Source organism: Neisseria sicca, assembly GCF_014054945.1.
GTDB lineage: Bacteria > Pseudomonadota > Gammaproteobacteria > Burkholderiales > Neisseriaceae > Neisseria > Neisseria sicca.
In genome coordinates, this window is the sequence record NZ_CP059566.1 from 944,875 (window position 1) to 963,959 (window position 19,085).

Annotated in this window: 18 protein-coding genes; 7 read left to right on the forward strand and 11 right to left on the reverse strand. The window is 50.7% G+C overall.

What is annotated here, in order from left to right:
- Position 1 precedes the first annotated feature (1 nt).
- Together H3L95_RS04700 and H3L95_RS04705 are read left to right on the forward strand one after the other, a co-directional pair.
- Entirely contained in the window at positions 2-1,471 is a 1,470-nt protein-coding gene (locus tag H3L95_RS04700; RefSeq protein WP_003756420.1) for an aldehyde dehydrogenase, read from the forward strand.
- A 104-nt stretch (positions 1,472-1,575) separates the two neighbouring features.
- Positions 1,576-3,027 (forward strand): alanine/glycine:cation symporter family protein, encoded by a 1,452-nt coding sequence (locus H3L95_RS04705; RefSeq protein ID WP_003756422.1) that lies wholly within the window; start codon positions 1,576-1,578, stop codon positions 3,025-3,027.
- A gap of 322 nt (positions 3,028-3,349) precedes the next feature.
- Here the strand turns inward: H3L95_RS04705 and ubiT are convergent, their stop codons facing one another.
- The 4 genes from ubiT to H3L95_RS04725 form a co-directional block, all read right to left on the reverse strand.
- A complete protein-coding gene (gene ubiT, locus H3L95_RS04710) occupies positions 3,350-3,790 on the reverse strand; it encodes a ubiquinone anaerobic biosynthesis accessory factor UbiT (protein ID WP_003756427.1) in 441 nt (146 codons plus the stop codon).
- Positions 3,777-4,694 (reverse strand): U32 family peptidase, encoded by a 918-nt coding sequence (locus H3L95_RS04715; protein WP_003756430.1) that lies wholly within the window; start codon positions 4,692-4,694, stop codon positions 3,777-3,779. Before H3L95_RS04715 ends, ubiT begins: the two co-directional genes overlap by 14 nt.
- 12 nt (positions 4,695-4,706) lie before the next feature.
- Entirely contained in the window at positions 4,707-5,714 is a 1,008-nt protein-coding gene (ubiU, locus tag H3L95_RS04720; RefSeq protein WP_003756433.1) for a ubiquinone anaerobic biosynthesis protein UbiU, read from the reverse strand.
- A 343-nt stretch (positions 5,715-6,057) separates the two neighbouring features.
- A complete protein-coding gene (locus H3L95_RS04725) occupies positions 6,058-6,462 on the reverse strand; it encodes a hypothetical protein (RefSeq protein ID WP_003756435.1) in 405 nt (134 codons plus the stop codon).
- 213 nt (positions 6,463-6,675) lie between these two features.
- Here H3L95_RS04725 and H3L95_RS04730 point away from each other — a divergent pair, with 213 nt between their 5' ends.
- Positions 6,676-7,170 (forward strand): hypothetical protein, encoded by a 495-nt coding sequence (locus H3L95_RS04730; protein ID WP_003756439.1) that lies wholly within the window; start codon positions 6,676-6,678, stop codon positions 7,168-7,170.
- A 105-nt stretch (positions 7,171-7,275) separates the two neighbouring features.
- On the opposite strand, the gene H3L95_RS04735 is transcribed toward H3L95_RS04730, so the two are convergent.
- Together H3L95_RS04735 and H3L95_RS04740 are read right to left on the reverse strand one after the other, a co-directional pair.
- Positions 7,276-8,172, reverse strand: a complete 897-nt coding sequence (locus H3L95_RS04735) for an IS3 family transposase (protein ID WP_040667995.1) — start codon at positions 8,170-8,172, stop codon at positions 7,276-7,278.
- Complete coding sequence (locus H3L95_RS04740) at positions 8,076-8,426, reverse strand: helix-turn-helix domain-containing protein (RefSeq protein ID WP_003756443.1); 351 nt, start codon at positions 8,424-8,426, stop codon at positions 8,076-8,078. Before H3L95_RS04740 ends, H3L95_RS04735 begins: the two co-directional genes overlap by 97 nt.
- A 139-nt stretch (positions 8,427-8,565) precedes the next feature.
- On the opposite strand from H3L95_RS04740, the gene dinB reads away from it, so the two are divergent.
- The 3 genes from dinB to cah all read left to right on the forward strand — a co-directional run bounded on the left by dinB (position 8,566) and on the right by cah (position 11,560).
- On the forward strand, positions 8,566-9,624 hold the full coding sequence (gene dinB, locus H3L95_RS04745; protein ID WP_003761139.1) for a DNA polymerase IV: 1,059 nt from the start codon (positions 8,566-8,568) through the stop codon (positions 9,622-9,624).
- Positions 9,625-9,753: 129 nt separating this feature from the next.
- Positions 9,754-10,485, forward strand: a complete 732-nt coding sequence (locus H3L95_RS04750; RefSeq protein WP_003761143.1) for a phosphoadenylyl-sulfate reductase — start codon at positions 9,754-9,756, stop codon at positions 10,483-10,485.
- Positions 10,486-10,801: 316 nt separating this feature from the next.
- Positions 10,802-11,560, forward strand: a complete 759-nt coding sequence (cah, locus tag H3L95_RS04755; RefSeq protein WP_003761145.1) for a carbonic anhydrase — start codon at positions 10,802-10,804, stop codon at positions 11,558-11,560.
- Positions 11,561-11,691: 131 nt separating this feature from the next.
- On the opposite strand, the gene H3L95_RS04760 is transcribed toward cah, so the two are convergent.
- The 5 genes from H3L95_RS04760 to H3L95_RS04785 all read right to left on the reverse strand — a co-directional run bounded on the left by H3L95_RS04760 (position 11,692) and on the right by H3L95_RS04785 (position 15,724).
- On the reverse strand, positions 11,692-11,892 hold the full coding sequence (locus H3L95_RS04760) for a hypothetical protein (RefSeq protein ID WP_003765401.1): 201 nt from the start codon (positions 11,890-11,892) through the stop codon (positions 11,692-11,694).
- Between the two features lie 438 nt (positions 11,893-12,330).
- Positions 12,331-13,872, reverse strand: a complete 1,542-nt coding sequence (locus tag H3L95_RS04770; RefSeq protein ID WP_003761153.1) for an L-lactate MFS transporter — start codon at positions 13,870-13,872, stop codon at positions 12,331-12,333.
- A 254-nt stretch (positions 13,873-14,126) separates the two neighbouring features.
- Entirely contained in the window at positions 14,127-14,474 is a 348-nt protein-coding gene (locus H3L95_RS04775) for a hypothetical protein (protein WP_003761156.1), read from the reverse strand.
- A gap of 57 nt (positions 14,475-14,531) precedes the next feature.
- Positions 14,532-15,050, reverse strand: coding sequence for a hypothetical protein (locus H3L95_RS04780; protein WP_003761158.1), 519 nt, complete (start codon positions 15,048-15,050; stop codon positions 14,532-14,534).
- Positions 15,044-15,724 (reverse strand): energy-coupling factor ABC transporter permease, encoded by a 681-nt coding sequence (locus H3L95_RS04785; protein WP_003761160.1) that lies wholly within the window; start codon positions 15,722-15,724, stop codon positions 15,044-15,046. The genes H3L95_RS04780 and H3L95_RS04785 overlap by 7 nt, the downstream gene beginning before the upstream one ends.
- A gap of 138 nt (positions 15,725-15,862) precedes the next feature.
- Here H3L95_RS04785 and H3L95_RS04790 point away from each other — a divergent pair, with 138 nt between their 5' ends.
- Positions 15,863-19,015 carry a DNA translocase FtsK gene (locus H3L95_RS04790; protein ID WP_003761161.1) on the forward strand — a complete coding sequence of 1,051 codons (3,153 nt, stop codon included), beginning with the start codon at positions 15,863-15,865 and terminating at the stop codon, positions 19,013-19,015.
- Positions 19,016-19,085 lie beyond the last annotated feature (70 nt).

Below are 19,085 nucleotides of genomic sequence, written 5' to 3' on the forward strand. Positions count from 1 at the left end.
TATGAAAACCGTTGAACAAATCTTCGAGGCCGCCAAAGCAGGCAGCCTGTGGGCAAGACATTTAATTCCTAACCATGCCGATTCAGGCAAAAAGCTGGAAAACCGTACACCCATCGATAATTCCCTCATCGGCTACATCGCCGACGGGAGCGAACAGGATATAGATGCCGCCGTACGCGCCGCGCGTTCTGCGTTTTCAGACGACCTTTGGGCAGGCAAAAGCCCATCTGAAAAACGTGCCGTACTGCTGCGTTGGGCGCAGTTGATTGAAGAACACGCCGAAGAGCTGGCAGCGTTGGACTGTATCGACGCGGGCAAGCCCATCAGCGAGTGTATCAACACCGATATGCCCGCCACCATTGAGACCTTTTATTTCTACGCAGAATATGTAGATAAAGCCTTTGGCCGCGTCGCCCCCACCGGCAACGACGCGCTGGGTTTGATTATGCATGAGCCGGTCGGCGTGGTCGGCGTAGTGTTGCCGTGGAACTTCCCCGCGCAGATGTTTGCATGGAAAGTGGCACCTGCTTTGGCGGCGGGCAATTCGGTGATTGTGAAACCTGCCGAACTGACTTCGCTGAGCGCCTACCGCATGGTGCAGCTGGCACATGAAGCGGGCGTGCCCGAAGCAGCGCTGACACTGGTGTGCGGCTTGGGCGAAACGGTCGGCAAAGCTTTGGGCATGCATCAAGATGTGGACATGGTGGCCTTTACCGGCTCTACCGAAGTCGGCCGCTATTTCTTGGAATATTCGGCGCAAAGCAACCTGAAAGAAATCGTCTTGGAATGTGGCGGTAAAAGCCCGCAAATCGTGTTTGCAGATGCGGATATAGACAAAGCGGTACCGTCGATTTTAGCCGCCGCGTTTTGGAATATGGGCGAAAACTGCAGCTGCGGTTCGCGCCTGATTGTAGATGCAAGCATCAAAGATACCTTGTTGGCCAAACTTTCAGACGACCTCAAACAGGGCTGGAAAGTCGGCGATCCACGCCTGCCTGAAACCAACCTCGGTCCGATGGTGGAAGAAGCTCATTTTGATAAGGTGTGCCGTTATTTCGATACCGCGCTGAAAGAGGGCGGCAAACTGATCACCGGCGGTCAAACCGGCGAAGGCTGGTATTTCGATCCGGCGATTATCGACGGTGTAACTGCGGACATGACAGTGTTTAAGGAAGAAATATTCGGCCCGGTGCTGGCGGTAACCACATTCAGTAGCGAAGAAGAAGCAGTCCGTTTGGCAAACCAATCGGATTACGGACTGGCCGCTTCGTTCTACACATCCAATGTAAGCCGCGCCCACCGTGTTGCCCGCAAAATTCAGGCAGGTACGGTATCGGTAAACGGCTTTTCAGAAGGCAGCATCGCCACGCCGTTCGGCGGTTACAAACAATCCGGTTTCGGTGGACGCGACAAAGGTGTGGAAGCGTTTGAGCAATATACGCAAACAAAAACCATTTGGTTTCTGGAATAACACAAAATAAAGCTCAGGTCGTCTGAAACCGACAGGCTTGTAACAAACACAAACCTTTTTCCAGACGACTTCTAATAACTACACAAAGACACAAAGGAGAAGAGATGGAAAAGATAGTCAGTACACTGGTGGACTATATCTGGGGAAACGGCCTGGTTTATCTGGCTTTGGCCGTTGGTTTATATTTCACCGTTATTACTAGAGGAGTGCAGTTCCGCTATTTGCCTGAAATGATCCGCCTACTGAATGAAAAGCAGGAGTCCGGTGCGGGTATTTCTTCGTTTCAGGCATTCTGCATGTCGCTGTCGGGACGCATTGGTGTCGGCAACATCGCCGGCGTAGCGACCGCTATTGCCGCAGGCGGTCCGGGCTCTGTATTTTGGATGATTGTGATGGCTCTGTTGGGTGGTGCCAGCGCGTTTGTAGAATCCACTTTGGCGCAGATTTATAAAACCAAAGTCGGTACGGAATACCGCGGCGGCTCTCCTTATTACATCGAGCGCGGCTTAAAGATGAAAGCCTTTGCAGTGCTGGTAGCCGTAGTGATTTTCCTGAGCTACGGCGTGTTAGTGCCGGGCATTCAGGCCAATACCATTGCTACATCGTTTGAGAACGCCTTCGCACTGCCTGCATGGAGCACCGGTGCTGCAGTTTCCATGATATTGGCGTTTCTGATTTTCGGCGGCACCAAACGCATCGCCCGTGCTGCTGACCGCATTATCCCCCTAATGGCGTTAGGTTATGTAGGCTTGATGCTGATTGTGTTGATAAACCACGCATCTAAAATCCCCGAAACCTTAAGCCTGATCATCGGTAGCGCATTCGGTACGGACGCGGTATTCGGCGGAATTGTCGGTAGCGCGATTTCCTGGGGGGTGCGTCGCGCCGTGTTCTCAAACGTAGCCGGGGCAGGCGAAGCAACGTTCAGCTCGGCTGCCGCTGAAGTAAGCCATCCTGTGAAACAAGGTTTGGTGCAAGGCTTTTCGGTGTATATCGATACCGTGATTGTCTGCACCTCCACCGCTATCATGATTCTGATTACCGGTATGTATAACGTACATCCGGTCGGCATGAAAACGCCGCTTGTGGAAAATATTCCCGGCGTGGAAGCCGGCTCTGCTTACACGCAGGCTGCATTGGGTACTGTGTTCGGTAATTTCGGTGGCGCATTTGTGGCGGTAGGCATCTTCTTCTTTGCCTTTACCTGCCTGCTGGCTTATTACTACATCGCCGAAACTGCGCTGCTCTATCTCGACCAAAAGCTGAAATACCCGATACTCAGTATGATTCTGCGGTTGGTGTTTTTAGCGGTGGTGTTTACCGGCAGCGTACAGTCCGCCAGCCTGATGTGGGGCTTGGGTGATATAGGCTTCGGCAGCATGTGTTATCTCAACCTGATTGCTATCGTATTTCTCAGTAAACCCGCCTTACGTGCGCTGCATGATTACGACCGCCAGAAAAAAGCCGGCCTTGATCCGGCGTTCGACCCGCGTGTAGCCGGGATTGAGAATGCCGAATTCTGGATAGAACATATGCAACAACATGATAGGCGCTAAGTTTGCTCCGTTACGATAGATGAGCAAAGTAGTTGGAGGATCTAGGTTTTAAGTGCAACATCTGATTTAATTGAGCAAACCCGTTTAATAAGTACCTCATTTGGTGCCGAATAACACAACAGTTATGTAGGTGTGTTGTTCGGCACTACTGCATATGGTGTACCAGGACATGTCTAAATTTGCCTGAAATCCTTCCCTTTCAAAAAATACTGTCAAAGCGGCTCATTAGTATTTTCATTCGATTCCTGATCCCACTAATGTGCACTAGACTTCCTGCTTGGAAAATCTTTGCACTTCAAATCCAAATGTGTGAACTCTGCGTTCAATCGGACAACTGCCGTTTCAAAAACCAATCGCCGAACGGCCAGTCCACGCTGTCGAGCAGATTTTTGGTAATCAGCCCCAGTTCGGTATCGCCTTCGATTTGCAGTTTGCGGTTGAAAAACAAAGTATCGGGGTCTTCCTCGCGCATCATCATGCGCATAAAGTCGATGCCGTTGGCGGCAAGGCGCAAATCGGGCGTGCCGAAAAAATCTGCATCAATAAATTTTTCGGCATTGGCGGTGAAACGCACCTTGATGCCTGCGTCCAATACGTCAATTTCAAAAGTGCGGCCGTCAAACAGGCTCATGTCGGCGGGCAGCAATCCGCGTTTAAGCATGGTGTTGAGGGCAAAAACCAAAGCGAAGCGCGGCGGCCTGCCCGGCAGTTTGCCGCCGATTTTTCCCGCCCATGCGGGCAATACGATTTCAGGCAACGCCATAATATTCCTCCTTCACGGCTTCGATACCCGGCCGGCCGTGCCAATAGCCGTCCACCAGCGTGCCGGTGGTCAGTCTTTCCAATTCGGGCAGCGCGTCCGCCAGGGCGGTTTTGCCGTCCAATACATCGCGGTGGATACGGACGATTTCCGCCATGCCGTGCATTTGCGGCGACAGGCGCAGCATGTTCACGCCGATTTGCCGCAAATCCTCATGGTGCGGCAGCAGGTTTTGGCAGCCGTAAGACATGGTTTGGATGCCGTTGATGGTTAAAAACGGTTTGCCCTCGCGGGTATTCATGTCCATGCCTTGTTCGTAATCCAAGCAGCGGAATTCGCAGCCGTCTTTGTTCAGGTTGTAATGCCGCGCGGTAAAGCAGCGCGATGAGTAGGCAAGCGGCATTTTGCCCCAAGCAAACAATTCCGTTTCGATGTCGTCTGAAGCCTTGATGATTTCGGCAACTTTGTCGCGGCTCAACTCGGACGGCGCAATCCAGCGGTATGCGCCCAGTTTTTGAAACAGCGCCAGCGTGCTTTCGTTGTAAATGTTCAGGCTGGCGCCGGCGACAAAGGGAATGCCGTGTTCGCGCGCCAGTTTGACCGCGCCCATGTCGTTAGCTTCGACTTTGAATTTGTCCTGCCCCATGATTTTGCGCAGGCGTTTCAAATCGGATTCGCTTTCCAGCAGCACCTGCGACGACAAAATAATTTCCTTGCCGCTTTCCGCCAAATCTTCCGCCAGACTGACCCAGTCGGCAAAACGCATTTTCTGGCGGCGCGAACACACCACTTCGCCCAAATAAATGGTATCCACCGGCGCATCCAGCATGGCGGCGTAAAATTCCAGCAGGGCTTCCTTCTGCCAGAAAAACAAAACCGGCCCCAGCGATAGTTTCATCGGATTCATTTTCCCTCCCCCTTATTTCCACGGACGGCTGTATGCGCCCAAGGTCGTCTGATGCCCTTCCGAAACCTTACTCAAAGCATTGTTCCATAGCGGATTGACTTTGAAATGTTCCGGATTGGCGGCGGCCGCATCCAAGGCCTGACGCAGCGATTTGGTTACTTGCGCCGTGTACATCGGGCTGCGCTGGCGGCCTTCGATTTTGATGGCGGAAACACCGATTTTGATGAGTTCGGGCAGCATTTCCAAAACGTTCAGGCTGGTCGGCTCTTCCAGCGCGTAATAGGTTTCGTCGTTTACCTCGAAACGGCCTTTGCACAAGGTCGGATAGCCTGCCGGTTCGTTCGGTTTGTATTGGTCGATTAACACTTGGTTCAGCCGCACATTCATGCGGTCGGGCAACTGCTCCCAGCGTACGGCTTTGGCAGGCGAACACACGCCCTGCATATTCGGCGATTCGCCCGTCGCATAGCTCGACAAAATGCAGCGCCCTTCCACCATCACGCACAAACTGCCGAAGCCGAACACTTCGATTTCCACATCCGTATTGTCAATCACATGCTTGACCTGATCGACCGTCAAAACGCGCGGTAGCACGGCGCGGCGGATGCCAAACAGCTCCTTCATCATATTGATGGCTTCATAATTGGTCGCCGAACCCTGCACCGACATGTGCAGCCTCAAATCAGGATGACGCTCGGCGGCATAAGCCATAATCGCAGGGTCGGCGACGATTATCGCGTCCGCCCCCAGCTGCACCGCCGTATCGACAGCCCGATGCCACCGCTCGATTTGCCCCGCCTGGGCAAAAGTATTGATTGCCATCAACACATTGCGGCCGCGCGCATGGGCGTAAGCTACCCCTTCCTGCGCCGATTTCATATCGAAATTCAGCCCCGGAAAATTGCGCGCATTTGTCGCATCTTTCAGCCCCATATACACCGTGTCCGCGCCATTGTCCACCGCCGTCTTCAAAGCGGGCAGATTACCGGCGGGACAAACCAACTCAGGGATTTTCAGCATTTTGCGTTCCTCGACTCTTGTAGCTTGTTATTCGAAAATCAATATCTAGTATGATTTCGGGTATTTTAGAGATTTGGACACAAGATATTATGATTTAAATCAATTGTGAAATCAGGTTTGGATAGCGTATGTTTTAGTTAACATAATTTAACTATGTTAAATATCAAGTTAATCAGCGGGTTAGATTTTCTAGCTTGATAATATGAGATTAGTTATTATCTATTAAATTTATAGATTTTTACAATAAAAGGTCGTCTGAAACCTGTTTCAGACGACCTTTTATGTACTCAACGCGAATAATCGCACCTAGGGCTAAAATTATTCATTCGCAGCCCCAAACTGCCTATCTCCTCCATTCACTCCAACAGTCCATAATGGTACGCGGATGATTTTGAACCAGTTGTTTATAAAAAATAGCGAATCCTCCGGCTTTGGGATAAAAATGATAAGCAACTTGACTTCCATCCGCTCTAAACTCCAGCCGCCAAACATGAGTACCGAAAAGGGCCATCATCGTCCTACTCAAATAAATCAAATCTTGAAGAGGATGACGTGCTTTGATTTCACTGCCTTCACAAATGAAAATCTCGTTTTTGCCAAAATAAATCCGTTCGTTATCCAATAAATTACCGAGACTGATGCAGATGAGCGGTTCGTTTTCCCAAATGATTTCAGGCGCTGGCCGTACTCTGCGGGCAATCAGGATGAAAATGAAGCATCCGACTAAAAATATAAAAATGTATGCCATAGCTGATAAACTGAATAAATGATGATGGAACGCGGATAATCATATGGCAAATTTGCGTATTGGAAAACTCATTATCAATATCTTAATATTGTCTTGAGTGATCAGCCTTGCCGACAAATTTCTTTTAATGAGCAAATAAATAAAAATAAGAATTGATTGCATTTATATTTTGAACTAAGATAGCCCATATTTCACACCTCGTCTGAAACGACCATGCGCTACCATTTCCCGATTTCCGTCGATATGTACGACTTTTTGACCACAGGCCGATTTGATTATCTGGAGATCGGACAGACGGCGGAGATGATCCTGCAAATGTTCCCTGCGCCCGAATGCGTACCCAAAGGGCTTTTGGTAAAAAAGGGGTGGAACATTTGGCTATACGGCGATATCGAATTGCATTTTTCAGACGACCGCCTGACTCAAATCCGGGCGGACTTCCAACCCGGCACCTCGCTGAACGGTGGGCGGTGGTTGAGCTTAAATCCTTGGTTTTTCAGGCACGCGGACAAGCTTGATTTGTATTCCGCCATTGCCAAACTTGTGCAACACCATATCGACTTCATCAAAATCGATACGCCTTCCGCCCTGATTTTGCGTTTGCAAAGCGGCGTAGAGCTGATGTTTGAAAAGTGCAATGGGCAGCGTTTGTTCGCCTTTTGCAAACAAAAAACCACCCTGCCCCAATGGGCGCATGAAACGGCGTAGGTTCAAGCCATCGGGCAAATCTGCGAAGTCTGTTTGCTTTCTCTGATAAAAGGTCGTCTGAAAACTGAACTGGCCCCCAAATCTTGGACACTCATAAAAGCCTATTCAGGCGCTCTGTGCAAGCTGGGTTCTGTATGCGACAGGACTCAGCTTTTTCAATTTCAAACTGCAACGCTCCCGGTTGTAGTAATCCATATAGTCATCTATCTGCTTCATCAATTCATCTACCGTCAATTCACCTGCGTTATAGAAACACTCCGTCTTTAACACCGCAAAGAAGCTTTCCATCGGCGCATTGTCCCAACAGTTCGCCTTTCGCGACATGCTTTGAACCATGGAATGCTCCGCAAGCAATTCCCTATACCCCGCCGTACGGTACAGCACACCTTGGTCCGAATGAAGCATCGTTCCTTTAGCAGTCAGACGGGGTGCGGCTTTTTCGAGCATTTCCTTCACCATTTCGCTGTCGGCTCTGCGGCTCATGGCGTAGGCGACGATCTCGCGGTTGAACAAGTCCAAGATTGGCGAGAGGTACAGTTTGCCGTCCTTCCCTTTGAGTTCGGTAACGTCGGTCAGCCATTTTTCGTTGGGCTTTCGGGCTTTGAACCGGCGTTTGAGGAGGTGTTCCGATATTTCGCCCATGGCGGGATGGCGGTAGGCTTTTTTCGCCCGTATGAGGGCTTTCAGTTCCAACTGCTTCATCAACCGCGCCGCTTTTTTGCGGTTCCAACCCAATGCTGCGGCAATGCGCCTTTGTCCGTAGCGTCCTTTATGCCGCCGGTAGGTTTCGACAAGGAGGGCTTTGTCAGCTGTGTCGGGGTCAGGCCGGTTTTGATGGTGGTAGTAAAAGCTGCTTTTGGGCAGGTTTGCGATGTGCAGCAGGTATTTGAGCGGGTGTTGCGCCCTCAGTGCTTGGACGGTTTGGCTTTGTCCTTTTCGGTCTGCTTTTGGCTGAGGGCTTTTAACTCCTTTAGGTAGGCGACCTCTGCGCGCATATAGCACAACTCTTCGATAAGCTCTGCCTGTGTTTTTTCTTGGTCGGGTTTATCTGCGATGAAGGGGTTTTTGCGGTGTTGGGGCATGGTTTTGGATTGGGGATGTTCGAGTGCGCCGATACCGCCTTCTTGATAGGCGCGTATCCATCGTCTCAGGTGGGTTCGGGAAATGCCGTAGTGGTCTGCGGTACGCTGTTGGCTGCGTATATGCAGGTAGTGGAGTACGGCTTGGTATTTGAAGTGTAATGTATATTTGCTCATAAAAAAACTGCACCTTGTGAGTTGGAGGGGATGTCCAACTTTTGGGGTGCAGTTCAAACTGGAAAACAGTTTTCAGACGACCTTCCCCTATCGTTTTCCGCTAAAATACCCGTCTCTTTTTCCTTCCTGACCGTCTTCAATGTCCCAGCGCAAAATCATCCATATCGACATGGACGCGTTCTACGCATCGGTAGAACTGCGCGAGCAGCCGCATTTGAAAGGGCTGCCCGTGGTCGTCGCATGGGAGGGCGCGCGTTCGGTGATTTGCGCCGCATCGTATGAGGCGCGGCAGTTCGGGCTGCATTCCGCGATGTCGGTGGCGACGGCGAAAAGGCTGTGTCCGCAAGCGGTGTATGTGCCGCCGCATTTCGATTTGTACCGTCAGGTTTCCGCGCAGATTCATGCCGTATTCAGGCGCTATACTGATTTAATCGAACCCTTGTCGCTAGACGAAGCCTATCTTGACGTTACCCATAATTTCAAAAATATCCCTTACGCCAGCGAAGTTGCCAAAGAAATCCGCGCCGCCATTTTTGCGGAAACCGGTCTGACTGCCTCCGCAGGCATTGCGCCGAACAAATTTCTAGCGAAAATCGCGTCGGACTGGCGCAAGCCGAACGGGCAATTCGTCCTGCCGCCGCACAAAGTCATGGCTTTTTTGGAAACCCTGCCCTTGGGCAAAATCCCCGGCGTGGGCAAGGTCACGCTGAAAAAAATGCAGTCGCTGGGTATGCAGACGGCAGGCGATTTGCGCCGTTTCGAGCGCGGCGAACTCTTAAACCATTTCGGACGCTACGGCTACCGCCTCTATGATTTGGCGCGCGGTACGGACGAACGCCCCGTCAAAGCCGAACGCGAACGCCTCCAAATCTCCACCGAAATCACCCTGCCCGAAGACCTGTCGCTCGAACAGGCGGCAGGACACTTGCCCCACCTTGCCGAAGACCTGTGGAGGCAAATCGCACGCAAAAACGTCGAAGCCAAAGGCGTAACCCTCAAGCTGAAAACCCATGATTTCCGCATCATCACCCGCTCCCTGACCTACTCTTCCGTCCTGCCCGACACCGACGCCCTGCTTTGCGCCGCGCAAACCCTGATGCAGCGCGTGCCGCCCCAGCGCGAAGACGCTTTCCGCCTGATCGGCATAGGCGTGAACCACCTCGTGCCGAAAGACCAGCAGCAATCGCTTTGGTTATAAAGAAATAGAAAAGCATTCTTTCCCCTTCGCGCGAGACCGCCCGACAATAATGTTCCGTACAAACTTTCAGACGACCCCTTTACTGCAAGAGGGGTCGTCTGAAAACAAAAACCAAGGAACAAGCCAACCATGTCCCTCTTCCGTCCCCAGCTTTGGCGCATCCCGACGACAGGCGAAGCCGAACGGCGCCGGCTGCCCGAGTTGACCGCCACGCTCGAAACCCGTCTCAAACACATCGCCCGCCGCTATCCGAAAGCCGTTTTCGCCTCCAGCCTTGCCGTCGAAGACATGATCATTACCGACGCCATCTGCCGCCTGAAACTCCCCCTGCGCATCATCACCCTCGACACAGGCAAGCTCAATCCCGAAACCGCCGCCCTGATTACCGCCGTCAACGTCCGCTACCAAACCGAGCTGGAAGTTTTCCACCCCGACCCCAAAAGCGCGCGACAGTTTGAGCAGGAATTCGGCGCAACCGCCATGTACGACAGCGTCGAGCTGCGCCGCCGTTGCTGCCACATCCGCAAAATCGAGCCGCTCAACCGCGCCCTGAAAAACGCCCCCGCCTGGCTGACCGGACAACGCCGCAGCCAATCGGCAACCCGCAGCGAATTGGATTTTGAAGAAACCGACCACAGCCGCAACATCGCCAAGTTCAACCCCATTTTCGACTGGGAAGAAAACGACGTCTGGGCATACGCGCAAGCCTACGACGTCCCGCTCAATGCCCTGTATTTCCAAGGCTACCCGAGCATAGGCTGCGAACCCTGCACCCGCCCCGTCAAAGCAGACGAAGACATCCGCGCCGGACGCTGGTGGTGGGAAAGCAAAGACAGCAAAGAATGCGGGCTGCACAAATAACCCTTGTCAGGCAAGGCAAAAGGTCGTCTGAAACCCAAATTCAGGTTTTCAGACGACCTTTTTCATAAGTCGGCTTTCCTTAAATTTTTAAGGGATGAAAAATAGGCATTTTCTATTTCAAATTATTATCAATTTTCAAAACGACAATATCGTTTTTTAAAAAATGAATTCGCCTTAACTTCATAGCCTTAACAGAATTAACCCAAGAAGGCTTGACCTAATGATTTAATATGGCTATGGTTAAATAAAAAATAACAATAATCTACATACGCACCGCAATGCTTTTTTCCCTCCTCCTTACAGAAAGGATATTGCAATGCCCTGCTTGAACCTCACGCTGCCTCGCCTGACTGTTTTCCTGCTGTCCACCTTCGCAGCATTCTCCGCCGCCGCACACGGAAACCACACCCATTGGGGCTACACCGGACACGATTCCCCCGAAAGCTGGGGCAGCCTGTCTGAAGAGTTCCGTTTGTGTTCCACAGGCAAAAACCAATCCCCCGTCAACATTACCGAAACCGTCTCAGGCAGACTGCCCGCCATCAAAGTCAATTACAAACCGAGCGCGGTTGACGTGGAAAACAACGGCCACACCATCCAAGTCAACTATCCCGAAGGCGGCAACACCCTGACCGTGAACAGCCGCACCTACACCCTGAAACAATTCCATTTTCACGTCCCCAGTGAAAACCAAATCAAAGGCCGCACCTTCCCGATGGAAGCCCACTTCGTCCACTTAGACGAAAACCGCCAGCCTTTGGTATTGGCAGTATTGTACGAACCTGGCAAAACCAACGACCGCCTTGCACCTATATGGAACGTGATGCCGATGAAAGAAGGAAAGGTAAATCTCGACAAAGCCTTCGACGCCGCCACCCTGCTGCCGAAACGGCTGAATTACTACCGCTTTGCCGGTTCGCTGACCACGCCGCCGTGCAGCGAAGGCGTATCGTGGCTGGTATTGAAAACCTACGACCACATCGACCAGGCGCAGGCAGAAAAATTCACCCGCGCCATCGGCTCGCACAACAGCCGCCCCGTCCAGCCGCTTAACGCGCGCGTTGTCATCGAATAAACGGTAAAGCCGTAAACGAAAAGGTCGTCTGAAAACCAAATTTAGGTTTCAGACGACCTTTTTACATGATGATCTAAGGTTTCAGAACACCGAGTCCGGCGTATATCCGAAGGAAGAATCGCAATGCAGCATCAATCATCAGGATGAAACCTTGCCGCTTCGCGTTCTTTCATAGCAGTTTCCTTATCCTTCAATTTTGCCCCCAAACCCAAGCGTTTTTCATATTCCGATTGCGGCGTGCCGTCCTCCTGCATACCAAATGCGCTGGCATTTACCCAAAGCGCAAGGACGGCAACTACGAAAGCAAAAAATCCTACGATATACCAAAACATTTCTTTTCCTATCATGGGTCAACAAACGGGAAGAAGACAGATTTCCCGTTTGACCGGCAGCTTGCTGCGGTTTGTGAAGGCAAAAATGTATCACAAATCCGGTCCGGTATAAATTGCCGATTTGCCCCTCCATACTTCGTGCAAACCTTATCTCAATCGGCATTGCACACTAATGCTTTTACCAATCAGACGGTTATATAGTGGATTAAATTTAAATCAGGACAAGGCGACGAAGCCGCAGACAGTACAGATAGTACGGAACCGATTCACTTGGTGCTTCAGCACCTTAGAGAATCGTTCTCTTTGAGCTAAGGCGAGGCAACGCCGTACTGGTTTAAAGTTAATCCACTATACAAACAAAAGCCGGTCTTTCCGCTCAAAGGTCGTCTGAAAATCCATATCTGCATTTCAGACGACCTAACGTCGGCATCCGAAAGCCTAACGGAACAAATCCAATGCCTTGACGAACACCATCACCACGCCGTAAGCCAGCGGGACGCCGACCAACGTCCAACGCCACCAAACCGAAAAACCGCCTGCCGCAACTTTTTCCTGCAACAAGTAGGCATCAGAAACGGCGGTTTCGTCATCGGGATTGCCGCTGTGCGCCGCTGTTTTGATGTCGGTTTCATGGTGTTTTTCATGAACCGATCTGACGGCAAGGTTGCACAGCAATCCGACAATCAACAATCCCGCCATGATATACATGGTAACGCCGTATGCCTGCGCGGCGGGAACACCGCTGTCGATTTGGCTTTGGCGGATGTAGTTCACCAAGACCGGACCGATCACGGCAGCAGTTGACCACGCCAGCAAAATACGTCCGTGAATCGCGCCGACCTGATAAGTGCCGAACAAGTCTTTCAAATAAGCCGGAATCGCGGCAAAACCGCCGCCATACATGGAAATGATGACGCAGAATCCAATAATAAACAAAGCCTTGTTTCCACTCTCGCCAATGGATGGAACGGCAAAATACAGCAGCGAACCGAGTACGAAAAAGATGGTGTAGGTATTTTTACGTCCGATTCTGTCGGAAACGCTGGACCACAAAAACCGCCCGCCCATATTGAACAGACTCAAAAGACTGACGAAACCTGCCGCCGCACCCGTGCTGACTGCCGCTTGTTTGCCGACCGAAGCCTCTGAAAACAACTCCTGAATCATGACCGAAGCCTGCCCTAAAACGCCGATACCGGCAGTGACATTCAGGCACAACACCCAAAACAACAGCCAAAATTGCGGCGTTTTCATCGCTTGGGAAACATTGACATGATTACTGCTGACCAACTTGTTTTTAGTTTTAGGCGCGACATAGCCTTCAGGCTTCCAACCCTCCGCCGGCACGCGGATGGTGAATGCGCCGAACATCATCAACACAAGGTAAAACAGCCCCAACACGACAAAAGTCGGCGCGACACCGACCGAAACGTCGTCTGAAAACGCATTCATCAACGATACGGACAACGGCGAAGCAAGCATCGCACCGCCGCCGAACCCCATAATCGCCAAACCCGTCGCCATGCCCGGTTTGTCGGGAAACCACTTCATCAAAGTGGACACAGGGCCGATATAGCCTAACCCCAAGCCGATGCCGCCGATCACGCCGTTGCCCAAATAGAGGAGAAACAGATTATGCGTGCTGACGCCGAGTGCCGACACAAAAAAGCCCAAGCTGAAACAGCATGCCGCGACAAACATCGCCTTGCGCGGGCCGACACGCTCCATCCAAGTGCCGAACAAAGCGGCAGACGCGCCCAACATAGCCAGCGCGATACTGAAAATCCAGCCCACAGTCGTCAGCTTCCAATCTCCGGCTGCCGATCCGGTAATGCCGATAAGCTTGGTCAGCGGCGCGTTAAACACGGAATACGCATAAATCTGCCCGATGGCAAGATGCACCGCCAAAGCGGCAGGCGGCACCAGCCAACGGTTGAAACCCGGCTTGGCAATCGTCGCCTCACGGTCTAAAAATTTCATAAAAGCCTCTTGATGTCTAATGAAAAACAGCGTTCTCCGCGAGGAAAACGCCTTAAATTGTTGACAATATTGTACCACGCTTCCGCTTGGGCTTTACTCCGCTTAACATGAGTTTTTTGAGTAAGAAAGAGAAAAATCATTCATAAACGACGATATTTGAAGATGGTTTGATGATATCCGTATCTCAGATAAAAGGTCGTCTGAAAATTGGTTTTCAGACGACCTAAAGAGTTTGAAAATGTATTCAAACCTTATTACTTCTCAATATATTTTTCTATATCTCTACATTGTTCTTGCGTGCAGGAAACTGAAAAAAGCACTTTTCCACTTGTGATACTTTGTGCAGAAAAGATGCTCTTTTCGTAATGAAATTTTATTTTATCCAATGGAATCAGCCCCTTTCCATTTTCTTTTCCGCAAAGCAGTTTATATTGCAGATTGGTTTTGCTTATATCGATATTTCCGCACACTTTTGTAGTATTGTTTTTAGATATGGATATTTTTAACCATTCATATTGCGAGTCGTAATAATAGTTTGAAATATAAGGCAAACTGGATGATGACACTGCTAGAGATATAACATAATTAAAAAAGGTTTCCATAACTTACTCACTGTTTGTTTTTTAATTTTAAATAGAGGGCAATTTTGGCGTATAGCCTTATATTCCGTCTTCCCATGAAATAGAAAATTTAGAAATTTTTACCCCACTCAAATCAAATGAAAAGACAATAGAAACGCCACCTTCGGTTTTTATTTCACACTCATGTTCCCACTCGTCTCTAGATACAAACTGCCATCCAATATCAGCAAGAAACAAATATTTTATAAATTTCTCAATAGTTAATTTTCTATTAATTTTATATTTCTTTGCAATGGTAACGCCTTTAAAACAAGGGTCTATTGACAATGAATAAACGATATCATCCGTAACCCCAACCTCCAATCCTTTCCAAAAAATGGAAAAACCACCTTCTACGTTACTGTCTTCGTATAACCATTTAGTCAGCTTTTTAAACCGTTTATGTTTGTGAAAGTCACTATACGACATACCAACAAATAAACCTTTAAATCTACCCGTTTTTAAGAAAGATGTTATATCCATCATCATGACCTCATTGCGGTCTATAACTTGAAATATCAATTCCTCATGTACTACCGACCCTTTACCGTTTACCAAATTTTATTGCTGGATTTCAAATATCGGTTGTCGTCAAAAGTATTAATCCATTGCGGTCTCAGTGCGATAAAAATGGCGGTAGTGATGCCGCTGAGAAAGGCTTCCGCCCAGGCGATCAGGATGAAAATAGGAAAGGCGGTGGTCCAAAGTACGGAGGCTGGGAAGGCATGGCTGATATCCAAAACGCTGACCAGTACCAGTCCGGTCAGCATCATGCCTACGGCGGACGCAATGAAGCCGTTGACAAAAATGAAGATAAAAATATTCGCGGGAAGACGGTTGACCAAGCGGCAAGAGAGCTGATTGATGATAAGCGGCGGTAAGAGCAAGGCGAGGGCGTTGACGGGATAGGCGTATCCGTCGCCGCCGTTGAACAATAAAAGATAAGGAAGAAACAAAGCCGAACCCAGCCATAATGCGGCGGGTGCGCCAATCATTAAGGCAACCAAATTCATGGCAAGCAGGTGGTAGCTCATTTGCGCGAGCTGCCCTTCGTCAGTCATTGCATTCAGGCACCATGCGGTCGTCAGTATCAGGGCGGAGAGGATGAAGGCAGAATGGTGCTTCTGCATGGATCGCCATGCCGGACGCGCGCAAGCGAGAAGCAGAATGGACAACAGCAGCCAAGCGGCGATTAAAATCGAACTGGAAAACCATGCGGCTTGAAAATTCATACGAAACCAGACCGAGGGTAAATATTCAGACGACCTGCATTATACCCCGCAGACGAAATTCGCTGCGGACTTGTTTTGTTTAGTGCTGAAACACGCTAAAATAACGACCTTTGCCGTTTATTTCAAGGGAAACAGCGAATGTTTTGGACAGTGCTGATTATCATTTTATTGTGTGCCATTTGCGGCGTATTTTGGCTGCACAGAAAACAAGAACGTGAGTGGCAGCACGAATTGGCGCGCTTAGAGCGCGGCATGCAAGAGGGCAAATATATTCCTAACGGTCAGGATGCTGATTCTCCACATCAATTTTCAGAAGATGCCAAAGCGGCATACGGAAAAACCATCGCACGCCTGCGCTTGATGGCGGCGCGTTACACTCCGCAGCAAGAGCAATTATCCGAGCAACCGGCAAACACTGAAAACGAAGAATCTGAAACCAGTATGGAAGACATAGCGGATTTCTTCGAAAGCCAAGAAGCAAAACACGAATATCATCAAGATGCCGATATTGAAAGGTCGTCTGAAAATCCGTCGGCAGAACAAGTCCCCCAAGCCGAGCCGCCTCAACAACACGCAGCCGAAAGGAAAGATACGCCGTATATCGTTCCTTTTGTCGAAACCGAAGAGCCTGAATATATTCCCCGTATCGTTAAAGACGAAGGCTTTGAAGAAATCACTTTGGAAGAGGCAACCCGTTCGCTCAATGAAGCGGCGTTACAGGAATGGGAAGAGCAGCAGACCGTCAACCACCATCCTGCAGGCGACCGGAATAACGATGACGGGGAAATCCAACTCATCCGCGCATCGGTAACACCGATGAAAGGTTTGCAGATTATCGATTTCAACGATCCCGTACTGCGCCGGACCCGCGAGCGCGTCATGGCGGGCGTCAATGGCATCCAAATCCCCAAAGCCAGTGCTCCGCATATCGAAACCGTGCAAACCGCATTGCGCACAGCCGAGCGCGAAGCCATTTTGCCTGTCGTTGACAATCTGGATAGCCGTGCAGAGATTGATGTGACGGACATTCGGAACACATTGGCTCGAAGTACGGCAGCACGCCAGCGCCTTGCCGCCGCTGTTGCGCCTGTGCGCGATTTCCAGCCGCAAATCATTCAAAACGACGAAATTTTGGCAAACCTGATTCCTGCAAGCCGCAGACGGACGGTCCGCCACGCTGAAGCGGCGGCGGAAAAACTGGCGCGCAAGCAGCAATCTGCTGCCGCGCAGGTGAAATTGTCGGAAGAAGCTGATCTGCGACCTGAGCAAACGGTTGAGCGTTCCGTCACACGCAAACCGCTCTTCCCGCCTAAAACGCTTCGCACCGAACCTGTCGCTCCGCCAAAAGAAAAAGCAGTCTATATTTCAAGACAGCCCGCCCCTACCGCAACCGTAGTCGAGCCGCCCGAAGTACCGACCGTTACCCCGACGCCAATCGATATCCCGACGCCGCCGAGCTTTACGCCGCCACCTGTTGCGCCGGAAATCGTCGATCCTCCGGTAGCGCGCCCCGCTTGGGAAATCCCTGCTTTCCATTCTGAAGTCAATGCGCATGTCAGCGACAATCCTGTCCGCTCGATTCATGATTACTTAATCAGTGAATCCGAAACGGAGGATGAAGTCGCAGGCGGAAATGTACAGAGAAATGCTGAAACCGAATCCGCCCATACGGAAGATGCGGAAATTTCTGCTTTTGAACATCATCAGCCGATACATCATGCCGATCTTGCGACGGGTTATGCTGCCGATGATGCTGATGCAGATTCAGAAGAAGAGACCGGGGCGTTTCACAATTTTTCAGACGACCTGAAGTACCCACTGCCAACCACAGACTTGCTCCTACCGCCCCAATTCGACCCTGCCGCCACGCAGACCGAAGAAGAATTGTTAAACAACAGCATCACTATCGAAGAAAAGCTGGCGGAATTTAAGGTCAAAGTCAAAGTCGTGGATTCCTATTCCGGTCCGGTGATTACGCGTTACGAAATCGAACCTGATGTCGGCGTGCGCGGCAATTCGGTCATAAACCTCGAAAAAGACCTTGCCCGTTCGCTCGGTGTTGCCTCTATCCGCGTCGTCGAAACCATACCCGGCAAAACCTGCATGGGCTTGGAGCTGCCGAACCCGAAACGGCAAATGATACGCCTGAGCGAAATCTTCAATTCGCCCGCGTTTGCCGAATCCAAATCCAAGCTGACGCTCGCGCTCGGTCAGGACATTACCGGTCAGCCCGTCGTTACCGACTTGGGCAAAGCACCGCATTTGCTGGTTGCCGGTACGACCGGTTCGGGTAAATCGGTCGGCGTTAATGCCATGATCCTGTCCATGCTTTTCAAGGCGACGCCTGAAGACGTGCGCATGATTATGATTGACCCGAAAATGCTGGAATTGAGCATTTACGAAGGCATTCCGCACCTGCTCGCGCCTGTCGTTACCGATATGAAACTGGCGGCCAACGCGCTCAACTGGTGCGTCAACGAAATGGAAAAACGCTATCGTCTGATGAGCCATGTAGGCGTGCGCAACCTTGCGGGCTTCAACCAAAAAATCATGGAAGCCGCGGCACAAGGTATGAAAATCGCCAACCCGTTCAGCCTGACGCCCGACAATCCCGAACCTTTGGAAAAACTGCCGTTTATCGTCGTCGTGGTTGACGAATTTGCCGACCTGATGATGACCGCAGGCAAGAAAATCGAAGAACTGATTGCCCGCCTTGCCCAAAAAGCCCGCGCGGCAGGCATCCATTTGATCCTTGCCACGCAACGCCCCAGCGTCGATGTCATCACAGGTCTGATTAAAGCCAACATCCCGACACGCATCGCTTTCCAAGTGTCCAGCAAAATCGACAGCCGTACAATTCTCGACCAAATGGGCGCAGAAAACCTGCTCGGACAAGGCGATATGCTGTTCCTGCCGCCCGGTATAGGTTATCCGCAACGTGTCCACGGCGCATTCGCTTCAGACGACGAAGTACACCGCGTAGTCGAATATCTGAAACAATTCGGCGAGCCTGATTACATTGACGATATTCTGATGAGCGGCACAACCGACGATCTGCCGGGTATCAGCCGCAGCAGCGACAGCGAAGTTGATCCGATGTATGACGAAGCCGTCTCTGTCGTTCTGAAAACGCGCAAAGCCAGCATCTCGGGCATCCAACGCCAATTACGGATCGGCTACAACCGCGCCGCCCGCCTGATTGACCAAATGGAAGCAGACGGCATCGTTTCGCCTGCCGAAACCAACGGCAACCGTACCGTTTTGGCGCAAAGCAGCGAACATTTGGACTAAAGCCACACCAGAGCAGGGAAAAAGCCGATTGCCGTTGCAGTTTCCCCTGATTTTGGTACAATACCGCCAT